The sequence below is a fragment of the Serratia sp. TSA_130.1 genome, from assembly GCF_052691795.1.
In genome coordinates this window covers 190,680-209,079 of the sequence record NZ_JBQZFS010000002.1, presented here as the reverse complement: position 1 = coordinate 209,079, position 18,400 = coordinate 190,680, and the positions used below count along the sequence as shown (strand labels likewise).

The window sequence follows — 18,400 nt, the reverse complement described above, 5'->3', positions numbered from 1 at the left end:
GCGTTGGGCGTTATACTGTGTAAAAAACCAGTATTCATTCATCAGCAGGATAATGCCACCGCCATGATGCCAAACCGCCTCGAGCCAGAACTCGACATTTATCAATACCCGGAGCACCTGCGCGCCTGCCTGACGCCGTTGCCTAAAGGGCCGGGCGTGTATGTGTTTCACGGTCAAAGCGAGAGCCTGCCGCTTTACATCGGTAAAAGCGTCAATATACGCAGCCGGGTGATGGCGCACTTTCGCGCGCAGGACGAGGCTAAAATGCTGCGCCAAACCCGACGCATCAGCTTTATCGAGACCGCCGGTGAGTTGGGCGCATTGCTGCTGGAGGCGCAGTTGATCAAACAACAACAGCCGTTGTTCAACAAACGTCTGCGGCGCTCGAAACAGCTGTGCGCGCTGCGCTTGCAGGCTGATGCGGTGACGATTGCTCACGCCAAAGAGATCGACTTCGCCGTCACGCCCCATCTCTACGGGCTGTTTGCCAATCGCCACGCCGCGCTGGAAAAGCTGCGCGCCATCGCCGACGAGCATCGTTTATGTTACGGCAAGCTGGGGATCGACAAGCTGCCGGCGGGGCGAGCCTGTTTCCGCTACAGCCTGCGCAAGTGCGCGGGCGCCTGCTGTGGCGTGGAGTCGGCGCAGGAGCATGCGCTGCGGCTCAGCGCGGCGCTTGAGCAGCTGCGTATCACCTGTTGGCCGTTCGCCGGGCGCGTGGCGCTGGAGGAGCAGGGCGAGACGCTGCGTCAGTACCATGTGATCCACAATTGGTTTTATCTGGGCTCGGTCGGCAATCTGGCGCAGGCGGAGCGGCTACAGAGCGCGGCCAGCCATTTCGACAGCGATGGCTACAAGATTTTGTGCAAGCCGCTTATCGCCGGCGATTACCCGATTATTGAGCTGCCATAAGGCCATAACGCTGGCGATAACCTAAGACTTATCCGTAAAATCAGGGCATTATGCTAAAAAAGCTTGAGTCCATAATGTTGTTATGGATAATAACGCCCCGAAGCGAAGGAACGCGCTATTAACTCAGTTGGCAGAGTGATTGGTTTTATAATGGCTTGTTTTGGCTTGAAAATTGATAGACGCGGGTTCGAGTCCTGCATAGCGCGCCAGCTTTCTTTCACTTCATCTCATCGCGCTTATCGTAAAGCGCACCCGGGTTGATTTGCACTATCGGCTCCTCGTTGGGATTTTCGGGTGTGCTTTACCGTAACCGCTGGCTTTCCTTCCTCTTTCTCTCTCGATCCTTTGCTAAACTGTAATCAGGCAGGCTTGCTGCCCGGCAACAGGAGGTCGATATGTCCCACTCCGAGCAACTGCAGGAACTCTTGCAACGCGTCGCCGCCCTCGAGGCGAGAGAGAAGGCGCTGACCGCCGCGTCCAACGCTTACCAGGCGATTATCACCACCATGTTGGGCAATATGGAGAAGACTGAACGTGATCGCATCATCGCGATGATCGATCAGGCCCATGAAATCGCCTACGCCCGCGCCATTCAACGCAGCAACGAACCGCAAAAGCAGAAAATCAAACAGGCCGACGACGTCGCCCAGCGCATGTTCATGTTTGCGCAAGGCAAAGCCGCTCAACCGCGCTGAAGCCGAACTATAACAGTTGCCGCCATTAAGTTGGTTAACTGATCTACCCGGCAAAACTGTACTTGTGTTACTTTTAGCGGTGAGATTTGATGGCAATGCTGTTTCCAGCATAAGGTTGTAACGATGGACGCGATTAAAAGCATCTTGGTTAAAGAGATTGAACAGATCAATCGGCGCGAAGGGCGCGACGGCAAGCCGCGCTTCAACAGCGAATTCGCCCGCACTCACCGCTATTTGTGCCTTGCCATGTTCGCCGGTTACTTCGCGGTGATCGCCGTGATGTATCAGGTGCCGTACATGGGGATGTATGCCTTCCTCGGCTTCACCGCCTTTGTGCTGTTCATGTTCGCCATGCTGCTGATAGAGATCCGGCCGGTCTACCGCTTTGAAGACATCGGGGTGCTGGATCTGCGGGTGTGCTATAACGGCGAGTGGTACTTCACCCGCGCGCTGTCGCCTTATGCGGTGCAGCAACTGCTGGATGAGCCGTCCATCGGCGCCGCGCTGAAACAGAAGATGAGAGTCATCATCGGCAACAAGGGCGAAATCGACTTCTACGACGTGTACGACATGGCCTACGGAAAAAAGCCTCAGGATGAGCCACCGCAGCTGGCGGCGGCAAACTGAAAGGTTTCCGGCCGGTGGCTTGTCGATTATACTCAGCGTTTGAACGCGAAGCAGAATGAGGACCAAGCGATGAGTGATGATATTTTCGATTTTGATATCGATGCCGAACTGGCGAAAGCCGAAGAAAAAGCGGCGCAGAAGGTAAAAGAGGTCCCTGAATTCCTCGAAGACGAAGCGGACTGCGAAGGTTGCAAGATCTGATCGCCTGACCCATAAAAAAACCGCCGCGGCGGTTTTTTTTATCTCTGAGCGTCCTCGGCATCAGTCCAGCATGAATCCCCAGATGAGGAACGCCGCCACCAGAATCAGGCAAAGCGCGGACACCGTCACCAGTATTTTCCCCAGAATGTCTTTTTCTTGTTCCCGCTGCGTCACGTTGAAATTATCCAATTAAAAGTCTATGGACCAAACCGGCGATGCTGAGATCGAGCGCCGCTACGCCCAGCGCCATGATCATCATCACCGAAAGAAATCGAGTCTTGCCGTTCACATCCCTAATCCCCGTTGGCGCCGCTGTTAAATTGTTTTTATATCAAACGGATATAATTCAGCGACGCCGTACTTCATGCATCATGATAGTGATTAAGAACGTTCTTAAGGCCAGAAGTTCCCTCATCTGATATCGCGGCCGCGTTAGTCGGTCACGATCCTGACGCCTATCTTGCTGACCTGATTGCCCTCCATTTCGGCAATGGTCCAGGTCAGGCCGTCCCACTCCACCTGGTCGCCGATCACCGGTTCACCGCCGATCAGCTGAATGACGAACTGCCCCAGCGTCTGTTGCTCGTCGACATCGTCTTGCAGATTGAGGCCATAAACCTGCGAGATGTCGCTTAAACGGGCGTCGGATTGCAGGATAAAGTCGCCGAAGAAGCGTTCGTCGAGCGTCACGGCCGGCGCTTGGCTAAACAGTTTGCCGAGGATCGGCAGATCGTGCTCATGGCCGATAACGCACAGGATATCGTTCTCGCGCAGCCGGGTACTGCCGCTAGGGTGCAGCAGCTCTTTGCCGCGGAACAGGGCGGCGATGCGGGTATTGGGCGGCATTTTCAGCTCGCGCAGCGCGGCACCGACGCACCAGTTTTCCGCCGAAAGCTGATACACAAACTGTTCCCACTGGTTTTCCGGGTGCACGTCCAGCCCAACGCGGGAGATCGGCGTCAGCGCCGGCGGCACGATCACCTTGGCCTTTTTGGCGGCGAACGACAGTGTGGTGCCTTGCAGCAGCAGGGAGACCAGCACCACGAAGAACGCCACGTTAAAGAACAGCTGGGCGTTGGGCAGCCCGGCCATCATCGGGAACACCGCCAGGATCACCGGTACCGCGCCGCGCAGGCCAACCCAGGAAATAAAGCCGCGTTCGCGCAGGGTAAAGCTGCGGAACGGCAGCAGGCCGATAAACACCGACAGCGGGCGTGCGAACAGGATCATCCACAGCGACAGCAGTAGGGCAGGGATGGCGATCGGCAACAGCTCATGCGGATTGAGCAGCAGGCCGAGCACCAGGAACATGCCGATCTGGCTGAGCCATGCCAGGCCATCGAAGGTTTGCACGATGCCGTGACGGTTGCGAATTGGACGGTTGCCCAGCAGCAGGCCGCACAGGTACACCGCCAGAATGCCGCTGCCGTCCAGCGCGGTGGTCAGCGCGAAAATAAGAATGCCGCCGCTCACCGCCAGCAGCGGGTAGAGGCCGTCCGCCAGCTTGATGTGGTTAATCAGCGTCAGCAGCAGCCAGCCGCCGCCGAGACCGAAGACGATGCCCATGCCGAACTGCTGCATCAGATGCAGCGGGAAGGTCCAGCTCAGCGCGGTTTCACCGGCGGCGATCATCGCAATCAGCGTGATGGTGAGAAATACCGCCATAGGATCGTTGCTGCCGGACTCGATCTCCAGCGTGGCGCTGACGCGTTCGTTCAGGCCTTTGCCGCCCAGCAGCGAAAATACCGCGGCGGCGTCGGTAGAACCGATGATGGCGCCGATCAGCAACCCCTGCAACAGATCGAGATTGAACAGCCAGGCGGCGGCCATGCCGGTCAGCCCGGCGGTGATCACCACGCCGACGGTGGCGAGAGACAGTGCCGGCCACAGGGCCACGCGGAACGAGCTGACCCGGGTGCGCATGCCGCCGTCGAGCAGGATCACCGCCAACGCGAGGTTGCTGACCAGATAAGCGACCGGGTAATTGCTGAAGACGATGCCACCGGGGCCGTCAACGCCGGCCAGCATGCCGATCGCCAGGAAGATCACCAGGATCGGAATGCCGAGCCGGGAAGAAAATGAGCTGAGCAGAATGCTTGCCCCCACCAGCACGGCACCGATGACGAACAAGCTGTTAATGGTGCTGGCATCCAAAATATCGTTCTCCTGAGGCTGGGGGATAGGGGACTCTGCGCGTATTTCGATGATAACGTGTTTAGTGGGTAAAACGCCAAGGCTGATTGCGAAAACAATCGATCAATTATTACCCTTTGGTGCGATTAAACTAAGAAAGTGAGGGGAAGAGGTGAAGTTCTGCCTTTTATCCAACATTATCAGGCTGCTGTATTTCGGTTTTGGCAACAATGCCGGGTTTGCACGGCGGGAAAAACCATTAAGCCCGCGCAGGCAGGCTTAATGGTTTGCAGGCGCGGTAGGGTTAATGGTCGAGCGATTCCAGCGACCGTTTGATCAGCTCGGTGGCCAGTTTGCGTTCCGCTTCGGAAATGCCGTCGAGATTGAAGTTGGAGAGCTCAGCGACCAAAACGCTGCGTTCTTTACCGCTGATCGAAGCGTCCAGCGCGGACAGCAACCTGCTGAGGATCTTCAGCAGGGTGGCGTTTTCCGCTACGGCTTCCTGAGCCTGGGTATTTTTATCGGTCATTCAAAATCCTCTCTGTCGTGACGGAAGGGAGAGACAGGTAACGCCATCGAATCAATCAAGCGATCGCGCAGCCCTTCGGGGGTTGAGCCCAATCACTACCGTAAGGCAGGGATCCGGATTTCTACTTATGCATTGCAGTTATAACGGCCATGTTATCTATGCCGCCGTATCACTTTGCCTTAACGGACGACGTCAAGCTGAACAATGTGTGCTCTGCATGCAAACGACCAGTATAGGCTTTTTGCGCGGCGGTAATATGACAGAAAACCCCTGCAAACATTCAGGTTTACAGGGGCCAGGTTTATTGCGGCTTGCCGGAGAACAGGAAGCGCAGCACCGGGATGCGTTTGTGCAGCTCATATAAAGCGAAGGCCAGCGAGAACACAAACAGCAGGCCCAGCAAGAACCCCAACAGGTTGTTGCCGATATAAGGCGTCACGAAAGCGCCATATATCAGGGTCAACGGATGGTGCACCAGATATATAAACAGCGAGGCGTTGACCAGATAGGTGATGCGCGGCGAGTGATAATTCAGCAGGTTATGCCCGAAAGAGAACACCACATTGGTCATCAGGATCCCCATTAGGGTTTTGATCACCACTTCCAGCTCGAACATATAGCTGCTGTGCGCCAACAGTTTCTGGTTCAGCATATATGCGATAAACAGCAGCAGCGAGCCGAGCAGCGCCAGCGGCGAACGGCGCAGGAAAATCTCTTTAAGCCACACATACTTAAACGCATAGGCGCCGAGGATGAAGAACGGCAGGTAGAACATCGTCTCCATCACCACGAAATTGAACAGGCCATTGGATAATAGCTGCGGCGCGAAAATTAAAATAATACGGTGCGCGGCCGAGTAGCATACCGCATAAATAAAGAAACACAGTGAGATGTTTCCTAATCCACGCATTCTGTTTATTAACGCTGGAATAGGCTCGCGGGTTTGACGCTTGATTTTGCGGAACAGATAAAAGCAGGCGAAGGTTAACAATGACAGGGTCAATAAGAACCACAGATGAGACACCAATTCCCAAACTGTTACATTTATTTTCTGATAGAGAGAAAACTCGTCCCAGCCGTTTAATTTATCGGTGAAATATTTCAGCATGAAAAATTGCGGCACCGTAATTAGCGGGATGGAGCTCAACAGCGGGATCGCCACCCGCTCCAGCCTGACCTTCAGCCACTGATGGCGCTCGTAACGTTCGTAGAGCATGTAGGAGAAGTAGCCGGAAATCACGAAGAACACCTGCATGCGGAAGGCGTGGATGAAGTCGTTCAGCACCGTGAGTGAGAAGGAGGGCGACGCGCTGTTCACCGCCCAGACGTGGCTGGAATAAATCAGGGAAAGGTGAAACGGAATGCCGAGCAGCATCAAATAGGCTCGGATCGAATCGAGGAAAAACTCGCGCTGTTTGCTGCCTTTAGTCATAGATTACCGCTGGTGATTTAATCGGGTGCTCATTAACACGCTTAATAAGTCGTCAAACGTTAAATTGTTATCCGGAACCCTACTATAGCCCCTCGCATTTTTCCATAGCGTCTTGTTGCGCGGCTTGCTACGCTGGTGCTCCATCAGCTGCTTAAACAATGAGCCGTAAACATGAACCATCCATTTATCATGTTGTCGGAAAGCTGAGTAATCCATTAATATGGATTTAAATGATTTGAGCACACGAATAGGGGGGGATGTGCTAGTTAATATATTATCCGGACAACCACGCGCCGCGAGCGTTCGTTGGTTAGGTGCTACCGTATTGTTCACGCTGTTCAGTTCGCCGGCATGGGCCTTTTCTATTGATGATGTGGCCAAGCAGGCGCAGGATCTGGCTGCGAAAGGTTTCGAAGCCCCGAAGAGCAACCTTCCTTCTCAGTTCCGCGAGATGAAGTTCGCAGACTATCAGCAGATTCAGTTCAATCACGATAAAGCCTATTGGAGCAAGCTGAAAACCCCTTTCAAGCTTGAGTTTTATCATCAGGGGATGTATTTCGATACGCCGGTGAAAATCAACGAAGTCACCTCTACCAGCGTAAAACAGATCAAGTACAGCCCGGATTACTTCAACTTCGGCTCGGTCAAACACGATCCTGAATCAGTGAAGAACCTCGGCTTTGCCGGCTTCAAGGTGCTCTACCCGATCAACAGCGCCGACAAAAACGATGAGATTATGAGCCTGCTGGGCGCGAGCTATTTCCGCGTGGTGGGTAAAGGGCAGGTTTACGGGCTTTCCGCTCGTGGCCTGGCTATCGATACCGCTTTGCCTTCCGGCGAAGAGTTCCCGCGTTTCCGCGAATTCTGGGTTGAGCGTCCGAAGCAGGGCGACAAACACCTGGTGATCTACGCGCTGCTGGATTCCCCGCGCGCCACCGGCGCTTACCGTTTCACGGTGATCCCGGGCCGTGACACCACCGTGGACGTCGAGTCCAAAGTGTTCCTGCGCGATAAGGTGGGCAAATTGGGCCTGGCGCCGCTGACCAGCATGTTCCTGTTCGGCCCGAACCAGCCGTCGCCGACGCTGAACTACCGCCCGGCGCTGCACGATTCCAACGGTCTGTCTATCCATGCCGGCAACGGCGAGTGGATCTGGCGTCCGCTGAACAATCCTAAACACCTGTCCGTCAGCACCTATACCGTTGAGAATCCGAAAGGCTTCGGTCTGCTGCAGCGCGGTCGCAACTTCAAAGAGTACGAAGATCTGGACGATCGTTACGATCTGCGCCCGAGCGCCTGGATCGAACCGAAAGGCGACTGGGGCAAAGGCAAGGTCGAGCTGGTGGAGATCCCAACGGCGGATGAAACCAACGACAACATCGTCGCGTTCTGGACGCCGGATACCTTGCCGGAAGCCAAAAAACCGCTGACGCTGAGCTACCGTCTGAACTTCACCCGCGATGAAGACAAACTGCATTCGCAAGACATCGCCTATGTGGCGCGGACCATGCGTTCGACCGGTGACGTGAAGCAGTCCAACCTGATCCGCGAGCCTGACGGCAGCGTCGCCTTCCTGGTCGATTTCGTCGGCCCGGTGCTGAAAGCGCTGGACGCCAATACGCCGGTCGCTTCTCAGATCAGCATCGGCGACAACGGTGAAATGGTAGAAAACAACGTCCGCTATAACCCAGTGACCAAAGGCTGGCGCCTGACGGTGCGTCTGAAAGTGAAAGACGACAAGAAGCCGGTAGAAATGCGCGCGGCGCTGGTCAATGGCGATAAGACACTGTCGGAAACCTGGAGCTATCAGCTACCTGCCAATGAATAAGCCTACTCAACCCGCCCAGGATTATCTTGCGGCGCTGCCTCTGACCGCCGAGCGGTCGGAGGCGCTTACCCCTAAAACGGCGGATGACGCTCAGGCTCTGGAGGCGCTACATCGGCAGATGGGCGCCGCCGACGCCAACGTCAATAGCCTGTCGGCGGATGACGTGGCGCTGGCCTCGGTCAAACCGCGCATCGAAAGCGCCTGGCCGGATGCGGTCAGCGATGACGACTTCGATACCGACGCCGAAGGGCGCGCCATTCTGAAGGCGACGCCGCCGATCAAACGCACCACCATGTTCCCGGAAGCCTGGCGCACCAACCCGGTGGCGCGCTTCTGGGATTCTCTGCTGGGGCGGTCGCCGCACAATCGGCACGCCACCAAAGAGGAGGCCGAGGCCGAGAACCGCTGGCGTACCGTCGGCTCCATGCGCCGCTATGTGCTGCTGGTGCTGATGCTGGTGCAAACCGGCATCGCCACCTGGTATATGAAAACCATCTTGCCTTACCAGGGCTGGGCGCTGATCGATCCTATCGCCATGCTGGACCAAGATCTGATGCAGTCGGTGCTGCAGCTGCTGCCGTATGTGCTGCAAACCGGCATTCTGATCCTGTTCGCCGTGCTGTTCTGCTGGGTCTCGGCCGGTTTCTGGACCGCGCTGATGGGCTTCCTGCAGCTGCTGATCGGCAAGGACAAATACAGCATTTCCTCCACCATCAAGGGCGATGAGCCGATCAACCCGGCGCACCGCACCGCGCTGATCATGCCGATCTGCAACGAAGACGTCGAACGCGTGTTCGCCGGCCTGCGCGCGACCTATGAGTCCGTCGCCGCGACCGGTCAGTTGGAACACTTCGATATCTACGTGCTGAGCGACAGCTACGATCCGGACATCTGCGTGGCCGAGCAAAAGGCGTGGATGGAACTGTGCCGCGATGTCGACGGCCACGGCCGCATCTTCTATCGCCGCCGCCGCCGCCGCGTCAAACGCAAGAGCGGCAACATCGACGACTTCTGCCGTCGCTGGGGCGGTGAGTACAGCTACATGGTGATCCTGGATGCCGACAGCGTGATGAGCGGCGAATGCCTCACCGGGCTGGTTCGCCTGATGGAAGCCAACCCGAACGCCGGCATCATCCAGTCCGCGCCGAAGGCGTCCGGCATGGATACCCTGTACGCGCGCGTGCAGCAGTTCGCTACCCGCGTTTACGGGCCGCTGTTTACCGCCGGTCTGCATTTCTGGCAGCTGGGCGAGTCGCACTACTGGGGCCATAACGCCATCATCCGCGTGAAGCCGTTTATCGAGCACTGTGCGCTGGCGCCGCTGCCGGGCGAGGGCTCCTTCGCCGGTTCTATCTTGTCGCACGACTTCGTTGAAGCGGCGCTGATGCGCCGCGCCGGCTGGGGCGTGTGGATCGCTTACGATCTGCCGGGCAGTTACGAAGAGCTGCCGCCGAACCTGCTGGACGAGCTGAAACGCGACCGTCGCTGGTGCCACGGCAACCTGATGAACTTCCGCCTGTTCCTGGTGAAGGGCATGCACCCGGTGCACCGCGCGGTGTTCCTCACCGGCGTGATGTCCTACCTGTCGGCGCCGCTGTGGTTCATGTTCCTGGCGCTCTCCACCGCATTGCAGGTGGTGCATACCCTGATGGAGCCGCAATACTTCCTGCAGCCGCGGCAGCTGTTCCCGGTCTGGCCGCAGTGGCGGCCCGAGCTGGCGATAGCGCTGTTCTCCACCACGCTGGTGCTGCTGTTCCTGCCGAAGCTGCTCAGCATCGTGCTGATCTGGGCCAAGGGGGCGAAAGAGTATGGCGGCGCGTTCCGTTTGTTCATTTCGATGCTGATGGAAATGCTGTTCTCGGTGCTGTTGGCGCCGGTGCGCATGCTGTTCCATACCGTGTTCGTGGTGAGCGCCTTCCTCGGTTGGGAAGTGGTGTGGAATTCGCCGCAGCGTGACGACGACGACACGCCGTGGGGCGAAGCGTTCCGCCGCCATGGCTCGCAGATGTTGCTGGGCCTGGTGTGGGCCGGCGGCATGGCGTGGCTGGATCTGCGTTTCCTGTGGTGGCTGTCGCCAATCGTGTTCTCGCTGATCCTGTCGCCGTTCGTGTCGGTGCTGTCGAGCCGCGCGACGCTGGGCATGAAAAGCAAACGCGCCAAGCTGTTCCTGATCCCGGAAGAGTACAATCCGCCGCGTGAGCTGCTGGCGACGGAAGAGTACCTGCATCTCAACCGCAACCGCGCGTTGACCAACGGCTTTATGCACGCGGTGGTCAACCCGTCCTTCAACGCGTTGGCGACGGCGCTGGCGACGGCGCGTCACCACCTGCGCGCGACGCTCGATCGCAATCGCGAGGAGCGGGTAAACGAAGCGTTGCAGCTGGGGCCGGAGAAGCTGGTGAAGGGCAAGCGTCTGGAACTGCTGAGCGATCCGGTCACGCTGGCTCGTCTGCACCAGCGCGTCTGGCTGCTGCCGGAAGGCGCCGCCTGGCGTGAGCACTATCAGCAGTTGCCGCACAACCCGCTGGCACACCCAACGGGCCGACGTTAATCGCTGAACGGTAACGCTCAGACGGGGAATGCGCATGGCGCGTTCCCCGTTTTTTTTACCTTTTGCTTACGCGCGCCGGTACCGGTGGAGAAAGGGAACTGTGGTAGACTGCGGCCGATGCGTTGTTCACTCGCGAAACAACCCTTTGCTCAGAGTCAATGTCGTGAAGCTCTCTTCCTACCTTCGGCTGGCCTGCGTGGCGGCCAGCGTGATGGTCTTAACCGGTTGCGGCAGCATCATCAGCCGCACCGTGCCCGGTGCGGGGCATGGCCACCAGTACTATCCCGGCGTGCAGTGGGATTTGCGCGATACGCCCTGGCGTTACGTCACGGTGATAGATGTGCCGCTGTCGATGGTGGTGGACACCTTTATGCTGCCGTTCGATGCGCAGCATGGCCCCTATGAATAAACCTGCTCAGCGGGTGGCGAACACCACCAGCTGGTAGCCTTTCTGCCCGCAATGGAAAGGCGCCAGCGCCGTCATCCCCAGCCCTTGCACGTGAGCGGCCAACGAATGCGGATTGTCGTCGTCGATAAACAGTGCGCCCACGTCGTAATCATGGCGGGTGTGCGCTTTGACTGCGGCGTAGAGGCGCTTTAATACGCCTTTGCCGCGCCAGGCCATGCCGAGGCAGACCGGGCCGTAGAGAAATACCCGCTGCTCACTCAGCGGCCGTCCGGCGAATGAGTGCGTGGCGAGCGTCGCCAGCATCGCATCCACCACCGGCGGCCGCGGCTGCGCGTCGGCGGGCATCAGGCAAACGAACCCCGCCAGTTGGCCCTCCTGTTCCGCCACCCATATGCCGATGCCGCGGTTGATCGCCGTCAGCTGCGCCTCATTCATGCGCGATACGATAAATCCCTGCCGTTTTTGGCGCTCATCGAGCGCTTCCGGCACGTTTTCCGCCTGCAGCTGCAAAATGGCGGGGTAGTCGGTGGGGCGGGCCTGGCGAATGTTCATGCTGCCTCCTTGGCGTTCAAAGCGTCGTGCGGGTTAACGTTCATCCCACTCATCGGCGGCGGCCTGGCCTTCTTCGGTATCCAACGGCGGCTCGAGCTGGAAGTCGCCTTCCTCCCATTCGTACAGGGTGTTTTCGTCTATCCACTCGGCGGTGATTTCCACCTCGTCGTAGTCACCGTCGAAGATCGCCTGCGCCGCCGCACCGCTGCGCAGCGTCAGGCATTCCACCGCCTCGCCTTCTTCTTCGAAGAACTCCGCCTGCCACATCGTGTCGCCATCCTGCATCACGTACTTTTGCAGATTGAACTGCTGCGGCACCGGCGGTTCGTCACCGCCGCCGCCTTCGGCGGTGTCGAGAAACTCTTCGCGTGCGGCCTCGATGGCTTCTTCCAGGGTTGCATACAGGCTCATGTTCGCCTCCGTTGACAATGAGAGTAAAGCGTCCGGCGTGCTGCCGGCGCGGTGGGGGAAACGTCAAAACTAATTGTTGTCTCACTGGCGCAGGATGCAAATTTTTTTGTTGTCCGCTCTGCGACGACGGTTGTCCGCAAAGCGGGAGAAGCAGGCGCGGAGGCGGGAAATAATGACGGTATCGTTCACTCAGGCATCAGGAGAAGCCCATGTTAATCGACCCTTCAAGCAAATACCGACCGTTCCCGCCGGTGACGTTACCGGATCGCCAGTGGCCTTCGCGTACCCTGCGACAGGCGCCGCGCTGGTGCTCCAGCGATCTGCGCGACGGCAACCAGGCGCTGGCGGAGCCTATGGATAACGCGCGCAAGCGCGAGTTCTATCAGCTGCTGTTGCAGTGCGGTTTCAAAGAGATTGAGGTGGCTTTCCCTTCGGCGTCGCAAACGGACTTCGACTTTGTGCGCGCCCTGATCGACGAGCGGCTGATCCCGGACGATGTCACCATTCAGGTGCTGACGCAGTCGCGCGACGATCTGATCGACCGCACCTTCGAGGCGCTGCAGGGGGCGCCGCGGGCTATCGTGCATCTGTATAACGCCACGGCGCCGATGTTTCGCGACATCGTGTTCCGCCAGGATAAGGCGGCTACCGTGGCGCTAGCGGTGAACGGCGCGCGGCGCATTCGCCGGCATTGCGAGGCGCAGCCTGATACCGTCTGGTGCTTCGAATATTCGCCGGAAACCTTCTGCTTTACCGAATTGGCGTTCGCGCTGGAGATCTGCGAAGCGGTGGCGGATGTTTGGCAACCGGGGGCACAGCGGCCGATGATCATCAACCTGCCGGCGACGGTGGAGGTGAGTACGCCCAACGTGTATGCCGATCAGATCGAATGGTTCTGTCGCCACTTCAGCCGTCGCGCTGATGTGACGATCGGCGTGCACCCGCATAACGATCGCGGCACCGGCGTCGCCTGCGCCGAGCTGGCGCTGCTGGCCGGCGCCGATCGGGTCGAAGGCTGCCTGTTCGGCAACGGCGAGCGTACCGGCAACGTCGATCTGGTCACGTTGGCGTTGAATCTCTATACCCAGGGCGTGGCGCCGGGCCTGGACTTCAGCCGCTTGAAGCAGGTGGTGGAGGTGGTGGAACAGTGCAATCAGCTGCCGGTGCATCCTCGCCATCCTTATGCCGGCGAATTGGTGTTTACCGCCTTCTCCGGATCGCATCAGGATGCGATCAAGAAAGGCTTCGCCGCGCAACGGCAGCGGCAAGATGGCTGGTGGCAGGTGCCTTACCTGCCGCTCGATCCCGCCGATGTCGGCTGCAGCTATGAGGCGGTGATCCGGGTTAACAGCCAGTCCGGCAAAAGCGGCGCCGCCTGGCTGTTGGAGCAGAACCATGGGCTGGCGCTGCCGCGCGGTTTGCAGATTGATTTCAGCCAGGTGGTCCAGCGGGCGACCGACGGCAGCGGTAAGGAAATGAGCGTCGCGCAGCTGTGGCGCTTATTCCGCGACACTTACGGGCTGGTGGAGCAGCCGCGCTTGCAGCTGTTGAGCTATCAAACGGAAAGTCACGGCGTGGAAGCGTACAGTTTCAACGCGCGAGTCGCCTGGCAGGGGGAGCCTCTGCAGCTGCAGGGGGCCGGCAACGGCCTGCTTTCCAGCGCGGTGGATGCGCTGCGCCAACGCTTCGGTTTGCCGTTGGCTATCGAAGATTACCACGAGCATACGCTGGGGCATCAGAGCGACAGCCGAGCGGTGGCTTACATTCGCTGCGTTTTGCCGCACGGCGAGGCGAGCTACGGCGTTGGCATCGACGTCGACTCCGCCAGCGCTTCGCTGCAGGCGTTGTTCAACGTCGCCGGGCGCTATCTGGCGTCAACGTCGGCGCGGCCCGGCTGAAATAGTCGCTGGGCGCTACCCCCAGCACCCGGCGAAACATGGCGCTGAACGCGCTGGGGCTGTCATAGCCGAGATCCAGCGCCACTTCCAACACCGAACGTCCGATCGCCAGCGCGTTCAGCGCCGCCAGTAAACGGGCGCGTCGCACCCAATCGCCAAAACGCAGCCCGGTTTCTCGCTGGAAGCGCCGCGACAGGGTGCGTCCGCTGACATTGAGGCGTTCGGCCGCCTGTTCCAGCGTCCAGGGCTGCGCCAGCGTGGCCTGAATATGGCGGCACAGGGCGAGCAGCGAGGCCTCGCGCGGTTCGGGCAGGTGCAGCGGCAGGCTCGGCAGCACCCGTAATTCATCCAGAATCAATTCCATGATGCGTTCGTCGCGCCCGCCGCTGGGGTAGCCGGGCGCAATCTCCATCGCGCTGATAATCAGCTCGCGCAGCAGCGGCGACACCTGCACCACCTGGCACTGAGCCGGCAGATCGGCGCGCGCCAGCGGATCGATGAACAACGTCCTGGCCGCTACCTGGCCGGTGATGCGTAGACTGTGCACCACTTTCGCCGGTACCCAGACGCCGCGGCCGGGCGGCACCACCCAACTGCCGAGCCGGGTAGTGACCTGCACCACGCCGCTCAGGCTGTGGATCAGCTGCGCGCAGTTATGGTAGTGCTCCGGCTCGCTGTCGCCATGATGATAATCCCTGGCAAACGGCCGGACAGGCTGATCGGGCGGCAGAACGTCGTGAAAAAACAGCATCGCTGGCGCCCTCCGCGCGGCAAAAGGATAAGACCAAACAGCATGCCATGCGGCGTTATTTCACGCCAGTCGGTGGCTTTGTGTGCGAATACTTTATAAAATAATATTATATAATTTTATATATTGATGGAGGGGCAATGGATATTGACGCGATACGTAAGGCGGCGGCGCAGGCCGGCGCGATGCTGCGCACCCTGGGCAACGAAGATCGGCTGCTGCTGCTGTGCCGGCTCAGTCAGGGCGAGATGGCGGTAAGCGAGCTGGCGCAGGCGCTGGATATCCGCCAGCCGACGCTGTCCCAGCAGCTTGGCGTGCTGCGGGAGGAAGGGTTGGTGTCCACCCGGCGCGCCGGCAAGCAGATTTACTATGCGGTGGCCGATGCCAAAGCGCTGGCGCTGCTCCATACCCTGTATCAGCTTTATTGCCCACAACCGGAGAACCGCGATGACCATTGACTGGCAACACTTCACGCCTTATTCCGCGCTGGCGGGCGGGGCCATTATCGGCGGCGCGGTGGCGCTGCTGCTGCTGTTCAACGGCCGGATCGCCGGCATCAGCGGCATTACCGGCGGTGTATTGAGTGCCGGTGGCCAGGAGCGGGGCTGGCGCGCCGCATTTATTGGCGGGTTGCTGCTCTCTCCCTGGCTGTATGCTGCCGCTGCGGCTTTGCCGTCCGGTGAGATCGCGGTCGGCAACGGTGGGCTGGCGGCCGCAGGGCTGTTGGTGGGATTGGGCACTCGATTGGGCAGCGGTTGCACCAGCGGGCACGGCGTGTGCGGCGTCGCACGGTTGGCGCCGCGTTCGCTGGCCGCCACGGCGGTGTTTATGCTGCTGGGCTTTATGACCGTGTGGTTGATGCGCCACCTGGTGGGAGGTTGAGAATGCTTAAAACGCTGTTGGCGCTGCTGAGCGGCGTCATTTTTGGTCTGGGGCTGATCGTCGCCGGCATGGCCAATCCGGCCAAAGTGTTGGCGTTTCTCGATGTTACCGGCGCGTGGGATCCCTCGCTGGCGTTGGTGATGGCTGGTGCGATCGCGGTGGCGGCGCCGGCCTTCCTGTGGGCGAGGCGACGAGAGCGTAGCCTGTTGGGGGAAACGCTGCAGATCCCGGCCGCCGGGCGTCTGGATCGTCGTTTGCTGGCGGGCAGCGTGCTGTTCGGCATCGGCTGGGGCATCGCGGGTATTTGCCCCGGTCCAGCCTGGGTGTTGGCCGGGGCGGAGATAAGCCGGGTATGGCCGTTCCTGCTGGCGATGCTGGCGGGCATGGCGCTGTATGACGTTATCATGAGGAGGAGGAGGACATGTCGATAGCCAAAGCGGTGTTGCGCATCGCGCGCCCGACCGATCGGTTGCAAGAGATTGCTACGCTGTATTGCCGCGGGCTGGGGTTCGAAAAGCTGGGCGAGTTTGTCGATCATCAGGGGTTCGACGGCATGATGATCGGGCATCCGCAGCATGCCTACCATCTGGAGTTCACGCAGCATCGCGGGGTACGGGTCGGGCAGGCGCCGACGCAGGATCATCTGCTGGTATTTTATCTGCCGGATGAGAACGAATGGCGGGCCGCGTGTGAGCGGATGCGGGAGGCGGGATTCTTATCGGTCGCCGCCTATAATCCCTATTGGGATCGGGCGGGGCAAACCTTTGAAGATCCTGATGGCTACCGAGTGGTATTGCAGCATCAGGCCTGGCAAGCATAAAAAAACCGGCGCATCGAGCGCCGGTTTGCGAGATAAAACGGGCTATCCGTCAGGCGTTGGTCGCCGGTTTTTGCGCGCTCTTGGACTGGGTATTTTCCAGCATGCGGCGAATCGGCACGATCAGCACGATAAGCACGGCGGCGCAGATCAGCAACGCGACTGAGCAGCGAGCGAACAGATCCGGCAGCATATCCAGCTGGTCGGCCTTGACGTGGCCGCCGATCAGGCCGGCGGCTAGGTTGCCCAGCGCGCTGGCGCAGAACCACAGCCCCATCATTTGCCCGCGCATTCTCTCCGGCGCCAGCAGCGTCATGGTGGCCAGCCCGATCGGGCTCAGGCACAGCTCACCCAGCGTCAGCATCAGGATACTGCCCACCAGCCACATCGGCGATACGCCGGCGCCGCCGTTGCTGAGCACATTCTGCGCGGCCAGCATCATCAGGCCGAAACCGCCGGCGGCGCACAGGATACCGATCACGAACTTGGTGATGCTGCTCGGACGCACGTTATTGCGCGCCAGCGCAGGCCAGGCCCAGCTGAACACCGGCGCCAGCAGGATGATGAACAGGGCGTTGATCGACTGGAACCACACCGCCGGGATCTCGAAGCCGCCGACCATGCGATTGGTGTAATCGTTGGCGAACAGGTTGAACGAGGTTGGCTTCTGTTCAAACGCCGACCAGAAGAACGCGGCGGAGATCAGCAGAATGAAGCACACCAGCAGGCGTGCACGCTCTTTGCGGCTCAGGCCGGCAAAGGCGAACAGGTAGATGAAATACAGGGTGACCGACGCGGCGATGACGTACACCAGCACGCTGGCTACCTCAACCGGGTTGATGACGATGGTGCCCTGAGCGATCAGCACGATGACCGCAGCCAGGACTACCGCCAATGCCAGCAGCCAGGCGCCGACGCCTTTTTTCTTCGCGACCGGGCTGTTCCAGGTGGAATCCAGGCCCACTTCGCGGTCATAGCGTTTCATCGCCGGTACGGCGAACACCCGGAAAATCACCAGCGCCACCAGCATCCCGATACCGCCGATGCCGAAGCCCCAGTGCCAGCCGTGTGATTTGATCAGCCAGCCGGAGATCAACGGGGCGATGAACGAACCGATGTTGATGCCCATGTAGAACAGCGAGAAACCGCCGTCGCGGCGCGCATCGCCTTTCTTGTACAGCGTGCCGACCATCACCGAGATACAGGTCTTGAACAGGCCGGAACCGAGCACGATGAACATCAGGCCGATGAAGAACAGGTTGGTGCCCATCACTGCGGACAGCGCGATCGACAGGTGGCCGAGCGCGATCAGAATCGAACCGTACCAGACGGCCTTGCGTTGGCCGAGCCAGTTGTCCGCCAGCCAGCCGCCCGGCAGCGCCGCCAGGTACATGCTGCCGGCGAAGATGCCGACGATCGCCGACGCGTTCTCGCGCGCCAGGCCCAGGCCGCCGTCGTACACCGTGGCGGCCATAAACAGGATCAGCAGCGGACGGATGCCGTAGAACGAGAAGCGCTCCCACATTTCGGTGAAGAACAGAGAACCCAGCGGATAGGGATGGCCGAAGAAGGTCCGGCTTTCTGACTTATTGACAGAGGATTGCATAACGATTTCCCAATAAAAGGCGCTGCAAGGCTGCAGCCCGTACTGTGGTATGTATGTGTATTTAATGAAGGCGATCCGCCCAATGCGGATTACCCGACAAAACCGCGGCTGCAACGCTGATAAACCGTGGAAAGCGTGCTGACCTTTTCTTCACTTGGCCGATGGTTCA

At 59.4% G+C, this 18,400-nt stretch carries 20 protein-coding genes and 1 tRNA gene; 13 read left to right on the top strand and 8 right to left on the bottom strand.

From position 1 onward, the window contains the following. The first annotated feature begins 63 nt into the window (after positions 1-63). From cho to ACUTQY_RS07715, 5 genes are all read left to right on the top strand, one after another. Positions 64-912 (top strand): excinuclease Cho, encoded by an 849-nt coding sequence (gene cho, locus ACUTQY_RS07735; RefSeq protein WP_046688459.1) that lies wholly within the window; start codon positions 64-66, stop codon positions 910-912. 112 nt (positions 913-1,024) lie between these two features. Continuing rightward, positions 1,025-1,121 (top strand) — tRNA-OTHER (locus ACUTQY_RS07730). Between the two features lie 186 nt (positions 1,122-1,307). Then, positions 1,308-1,607, top strand: a complete 300-nt coding sequence (locus tag ACUTQY_RS07725; RefSeq protein ID WP_033642650.1) for a sigma-S stabilization anti-adapter protein IraP — start codon at positions 1,308-1,310, stop codon at positions 1,605-1,607. A 123-nt stretch (positions 1,608-1,730) separates the two neighbouring features. Next, entirely contained in the window at positions 1,731-2,234 is a 504-nt protein-coding gene (locus ACUTQY_RS07720) for a YlaC family protein (protein WP_033642651.1), read from the top strand. Positions 2,235-2,303: 69 nt separating this feature from the next. After that, on the top strand, positions 2,304-2,435 hold the full coding sequence (locus ACUTQY_RS07715; RefSeq protein WP_015377413.1) for a hypothetical protein: 132 nt from the start codon (positions 2,304-2,306) through the stop codon (positions 2,433-2,435). Positions 2,436-2,495: 60 nt separating this feature from the next. On the opposite strand, the gene ACUTQY_RS07710 is transcribed toward ACUTQY_RS07715, so the two are convergent. The 4 genes from ACUTQY_RS07710 to mdoC form a co-directional block, all read right to left on the bottom strand. Beyond that, entirely contained in the window at positions 2,496-2,624 is a 129-nt protein-coding gene (locus ACUTQY_RS07710; RefSeq protein WP_033642652.1) for a hypothetical protein, read from the bottom strand. 243 nt (positions 2,625-2,867) lie between these two features. Continuing rightward, positions 2,868-4,589: a potassium/proton antiporter gene (locus ACUTQY_RS07705; protein WP_004927894.1), complete on the bottom strand. Its 1,722-nt coding sequence runs from the start codon at positions 4,587-4,589 to the stop codon at positions 2,868-2,870. A 283-nt stretch (positions 4,590-4,872) separates the two neighbouring features. Then, on the bottom strand, positions 4,873-5,097 hold the full coding sequence (locus ACUTQY_RS07700) for a hypothetical protein (RefSeq protein ID WP_033642653.1): 225 nt from the start codon (positions 5,095-5,097) through the stop codon (positions 4,873-4,875). A 301-nt stretch (positions 5,098-5,398) separates the two neighbouring features. Further along, entirely contained in the window at positions 5,399-6,529 is a 1,131-nt protein-coding gene (gene mdoC, locus ACUTQY_RS07695; protein WP_047026307.1) for a glucans biosynthesis protein MdoC, read from the bottom strand. 259 nt (positions 6,530-6,788) lie between these two features. Between mdoC and mdoG the strand changes: the two genes are divergently transcribed. From mdoG to ACUTQY_RS07680, 3 genes are all read left to right on the top strand, one after another. Beyond that, positions 6,789-8,357 (top strand): glucans biosynthesis protein MdoG, encoded by a 1,569-nt coding sequence (gene mdoG, locus ACUTQY_RS07690; RefSeq protein ID WP_169539530.1) that lies wholly within the window; start codon positions 6,789-6,791, stop codon positions 8,355-8,357. Next, the gene (gene mdoH, locus ACUTQY_RS07685) at positions 8,350-10,908 is read left to right on the top strand and encodes a glucans biosynthesis glucosyltransferase MdoH (protein WP_033650723.1); all 2,559 of its coding nucleotides are present in this window, start codon (positions 8,350-8,352) and stop codon (positions 10,906-10,908) included. Before mdoG ends, mdoH begins: the two co-directional genes overlap by 8 nt. Positions 10,909-11,119: 211 nt before the next feature. Beyond that, entirely contained in the window at positions 11,120-11,317 is a 198-nt protein-coding gene (locus ACUTQY_RS07680) for a YceK/YidQ family lipoprotein (RefSeq protein ID WP_046688460.1), read from the top strand. 6 nt (positions 11,318-11,323) lie between these two features. On the opposite strand, the gene ACUTQY_RS07675 is transcribed toward ACUTQY_RS07680, so the two are convergent. Both ACUTQY_RS07675 and ACUTQY_RS07670 read right to left on the bottom strand, forming a co-directional pair. After that, the gene (locus ACUTQY_RS07675; RefSeq protein ID WP_046686840.1) at positions 11,324-11,869 is read right to left on the bottom strand and encodes a GNAT family N-acetyltransferase; all 546 of its coding nucleotides are present in this window, start codon (positions 11,867-11,869) and stop codon (positions 11,324-11,326) included. A gap of 33 nt (positions 11,870-11,902) precedes the next feature. Next, positions 11,903-12,280 carry a MysB family protein gene (locus tag ACUTQY_RS07670; protein WP_015377419.1) on the bottom strand — a complete coding sequence of 126 codons (378 nt, stop codon included), beginning with the start codon at positions 12,278-12,280 and terminating at the stop codon, positions 11,903-11,905. 209 nt (positions 12,281-12,489) lie between these two features. Between ACUTQY_RS07670 and leuA the strand changes: the two genes are divergently transcribed. After that, a complete protein-coding gene (leuA, locus tag ACUTQY_RS07665; RefSeq protein WP_046686841.1) occupies positions 12,490-14,178 on the top strand; it encodes a 2-isopropylmalate synthase in 1,689 nt (562 codons plus the stop codon). Here the strand turns inward: leuA and ACUTQY_RS07660 are convergent. Next, the gene (locus ACUTQY_RS07660) at positions 14,129-14,929 is read right to left on the bottom strand and encodes an AraC family transcriptional regulator (RefSeq protein ID WP_046686842.1); all 801 of its coding nucleotides are present in this window, start codon (positions 14,927-14,929) and stop codon (positions 14,129-14,131) included. The two genes, leuA and ACUTQY_RS07660, sit on opposite strands and share 50 nt — an antisense overlap. Positions 14,930-15,066: 137 nt before the next feature. On the opposite strand from ACUTQY_RS07660, the gene ACUTQY_RS07655 reads away from it, so the two are divergent. From ACUTQY_RS07655 to ACUTQY_RS07640, 4 genes are read left to right on the top strand one after another with little or no spacing between them, the layout of a single operon-like run. Continuing rightward, positions 15,067-15,384, top strand: a complete 318-nt coding sequence (locus tag ACUTQY_RS07655; protein ID WP_046686843.1) for an ArsR/SmtB family transcription factor — start codon at positions 15,067-15,069, stop codon at positions 15,382-15,384. Then, the gene (locus tag ACUTQY_RS07650; protein WP_046686844.1) at positions 15,374-15,808 is read left to right on the top strand and encodes a YeeE/YedE family protein; all 435 of its coding nucleotides are present in this window, start codon (positions 15,374-15,376) and stop codon (positions 15,806-15,808) included. Before ACUTQY_RS07655 ends, ACUTQY_RS07650 begins: the two co-directional genes overlap by 11 nt. Positions 15,809-15,810: 2 nt before the next feature. Then, complete coding sequence (locus tag ACUTQY_RS07645) at positions 15,811-16,239, top strand: YeeE/YedE family protein (protein ID WP_046686845.1); 429 nt, start codon at positions 15,811-15,813, stop codon at positions 16,237-16,239. Then, entirely contained in the window at positions 16,230-16,628 is a 399-nt protein-coding gene (locus ACUTQY_RS07640; RefSeq protein WP_046686846.1) for a VOC family protein, read from the top strand. Before ACUTQY_RS07645 ends, ACUTQY_RS07640 begins: the two co-directional genes overlap by 10 nt. Before the next feature lie 49 nt (positions 16,629-16,677). Here the strand turns inward: ACUTQY_RS07640 and ACUTQY_RS07635 are convergent, their stop codons facing one another. Beyond that, entirely contained in the window at positions 16,678-18,231 is a 1,554-nt protein-coding gene (locus ACUTQY_RS07635; protein ID WP_046686847.1) for a peptide MFS transporter, read from the bottom strand. Positions 18,232-18,400: the final 169 nt, after the last annotated feature.

Excerpts from the sequence above, each read along its gene's own strand:
- cho (WP_046688459.1), top strand. The coding sequence starts at position 64 with ATGATGCCAAACCGCCTCGAGCCAGAACTCGACATTTATCAATACCCG.
- ACUTQY_RS07725 (WP_033642650.1), top strand. The coding sequence starts at position 1,308 with ATGTCCCACTCCGAGCAACTGCAGGAACTCTTGCAACGCGTCGCCGCC.
- ACUTQY_RS07720 (WP_033642651.1), top strand. The coding sequence starts at position 1,731 with ATGGACGCGATTAAAAGCATCTTGGTTAAAGAGATTGAACAGATCAAT.
- ACUTQY_RS07715 (WP_015377413.1), top strand. The coding sequence starts at position 2,304 with ATGAGTGATGATATTTTCGATTTTGATATCGATGCCGAACTGGCGAAA.
- ACUTQY_RS07700 (WP_033642653.1), bottom strand. The coding sequence starts at position 5,097 with ATGACCGATAAAAATACCCAGGCTCAGGAAGCCGTAGCGGAAAACGCC.
- mdoC (WP_047026307.1), bottom strand. The coding sequence starts at position 6,529 with ATGACTAAAGGCAGCAAACAGCGCGAGTTTTTCCTCGATTCGATCCGA.
- mdoH (WP_033650723.1), top strand. The coding sequence starts at position 8,350 with ATGAATAAGCCTACTCAACCCGCCCAGGATTATCTTGCGGCGCTGCCT.
- ACUTQY_RS07680 (WP_046688460.1), top strand. The coding sequence starts at position 11,120 with ATGGTCTTAACCGGTTGCGGCAGCATCATCAGCCGCACCGTGCCCGGT.
- ACUTQY_RS07675 (WP_046686840.1), bottom strand. The coding sequence starts at position 11,869 with ATGAACATTCGCCAGGCCCGCCCCACCGACTACCCCGCCATTTTGCAG.
- ACUTQY_RS07670 (WP_015377419.1), bottom strand. The coding sequence starts at position 12,280 with ATGAGCCTGTATGCAACCCTGGAAGAAGCCATCGAGGCCGCACGCGAA.
- leuA (WP_046686841.1), top strand. The coding sequence starts at position 12,490 with ATGTTAATCGACCCTTCAAGCAAATACCGACCGTTCCCGCCGGTGACG.
- ACUTQY_RS07660 (WP_046686842.1), bottom strand. The coding sequence starts at position 14,929 with ATGCTGTTTTTTCACGACGTTCTGCCGCCCGATCAGCCTGTCCGGCCG.
- ACUTQY_RS07655 (WP_046686843.1), top strand. The coding sequence starts at position 15,067 with ATGGATATTGACGCGATACGTAAGGCGGCGGCGCAGGCCGGCGCGATG.
- ACUTQY_RS07650 (WP_046686844.1), top strand. The coding sequence starts at position 15,374 with ATGACCATTGACTGGCAACACTTCACGCCTTATTCCGCGCTGGCGGGC.
- ACUTQY_RS07645 (WP_046686845.1), top strand. The coding sequence starts at position 15,811 with ATGCTTAAAACGCTGTTGGCGCTGCTGAGCGGCGTCATTTTTGGTCTG.
- ACUTQY_RS07640 (WP_046686846.1), top strand. The coding sequence starts at position 16,230 with ATGTCGATAGCCAAAGCGGTGTTGCGCATCGCGCGCCCGACCGATCGG.
- ACUTQY_RS07635 (WP_046686847.1), bottom strand. The coding sequence starts at position 18,231 with ATGCAATCCTCTGTCAATAAGTCAGAAAGCCGGACCTTCTTCGGCCAT.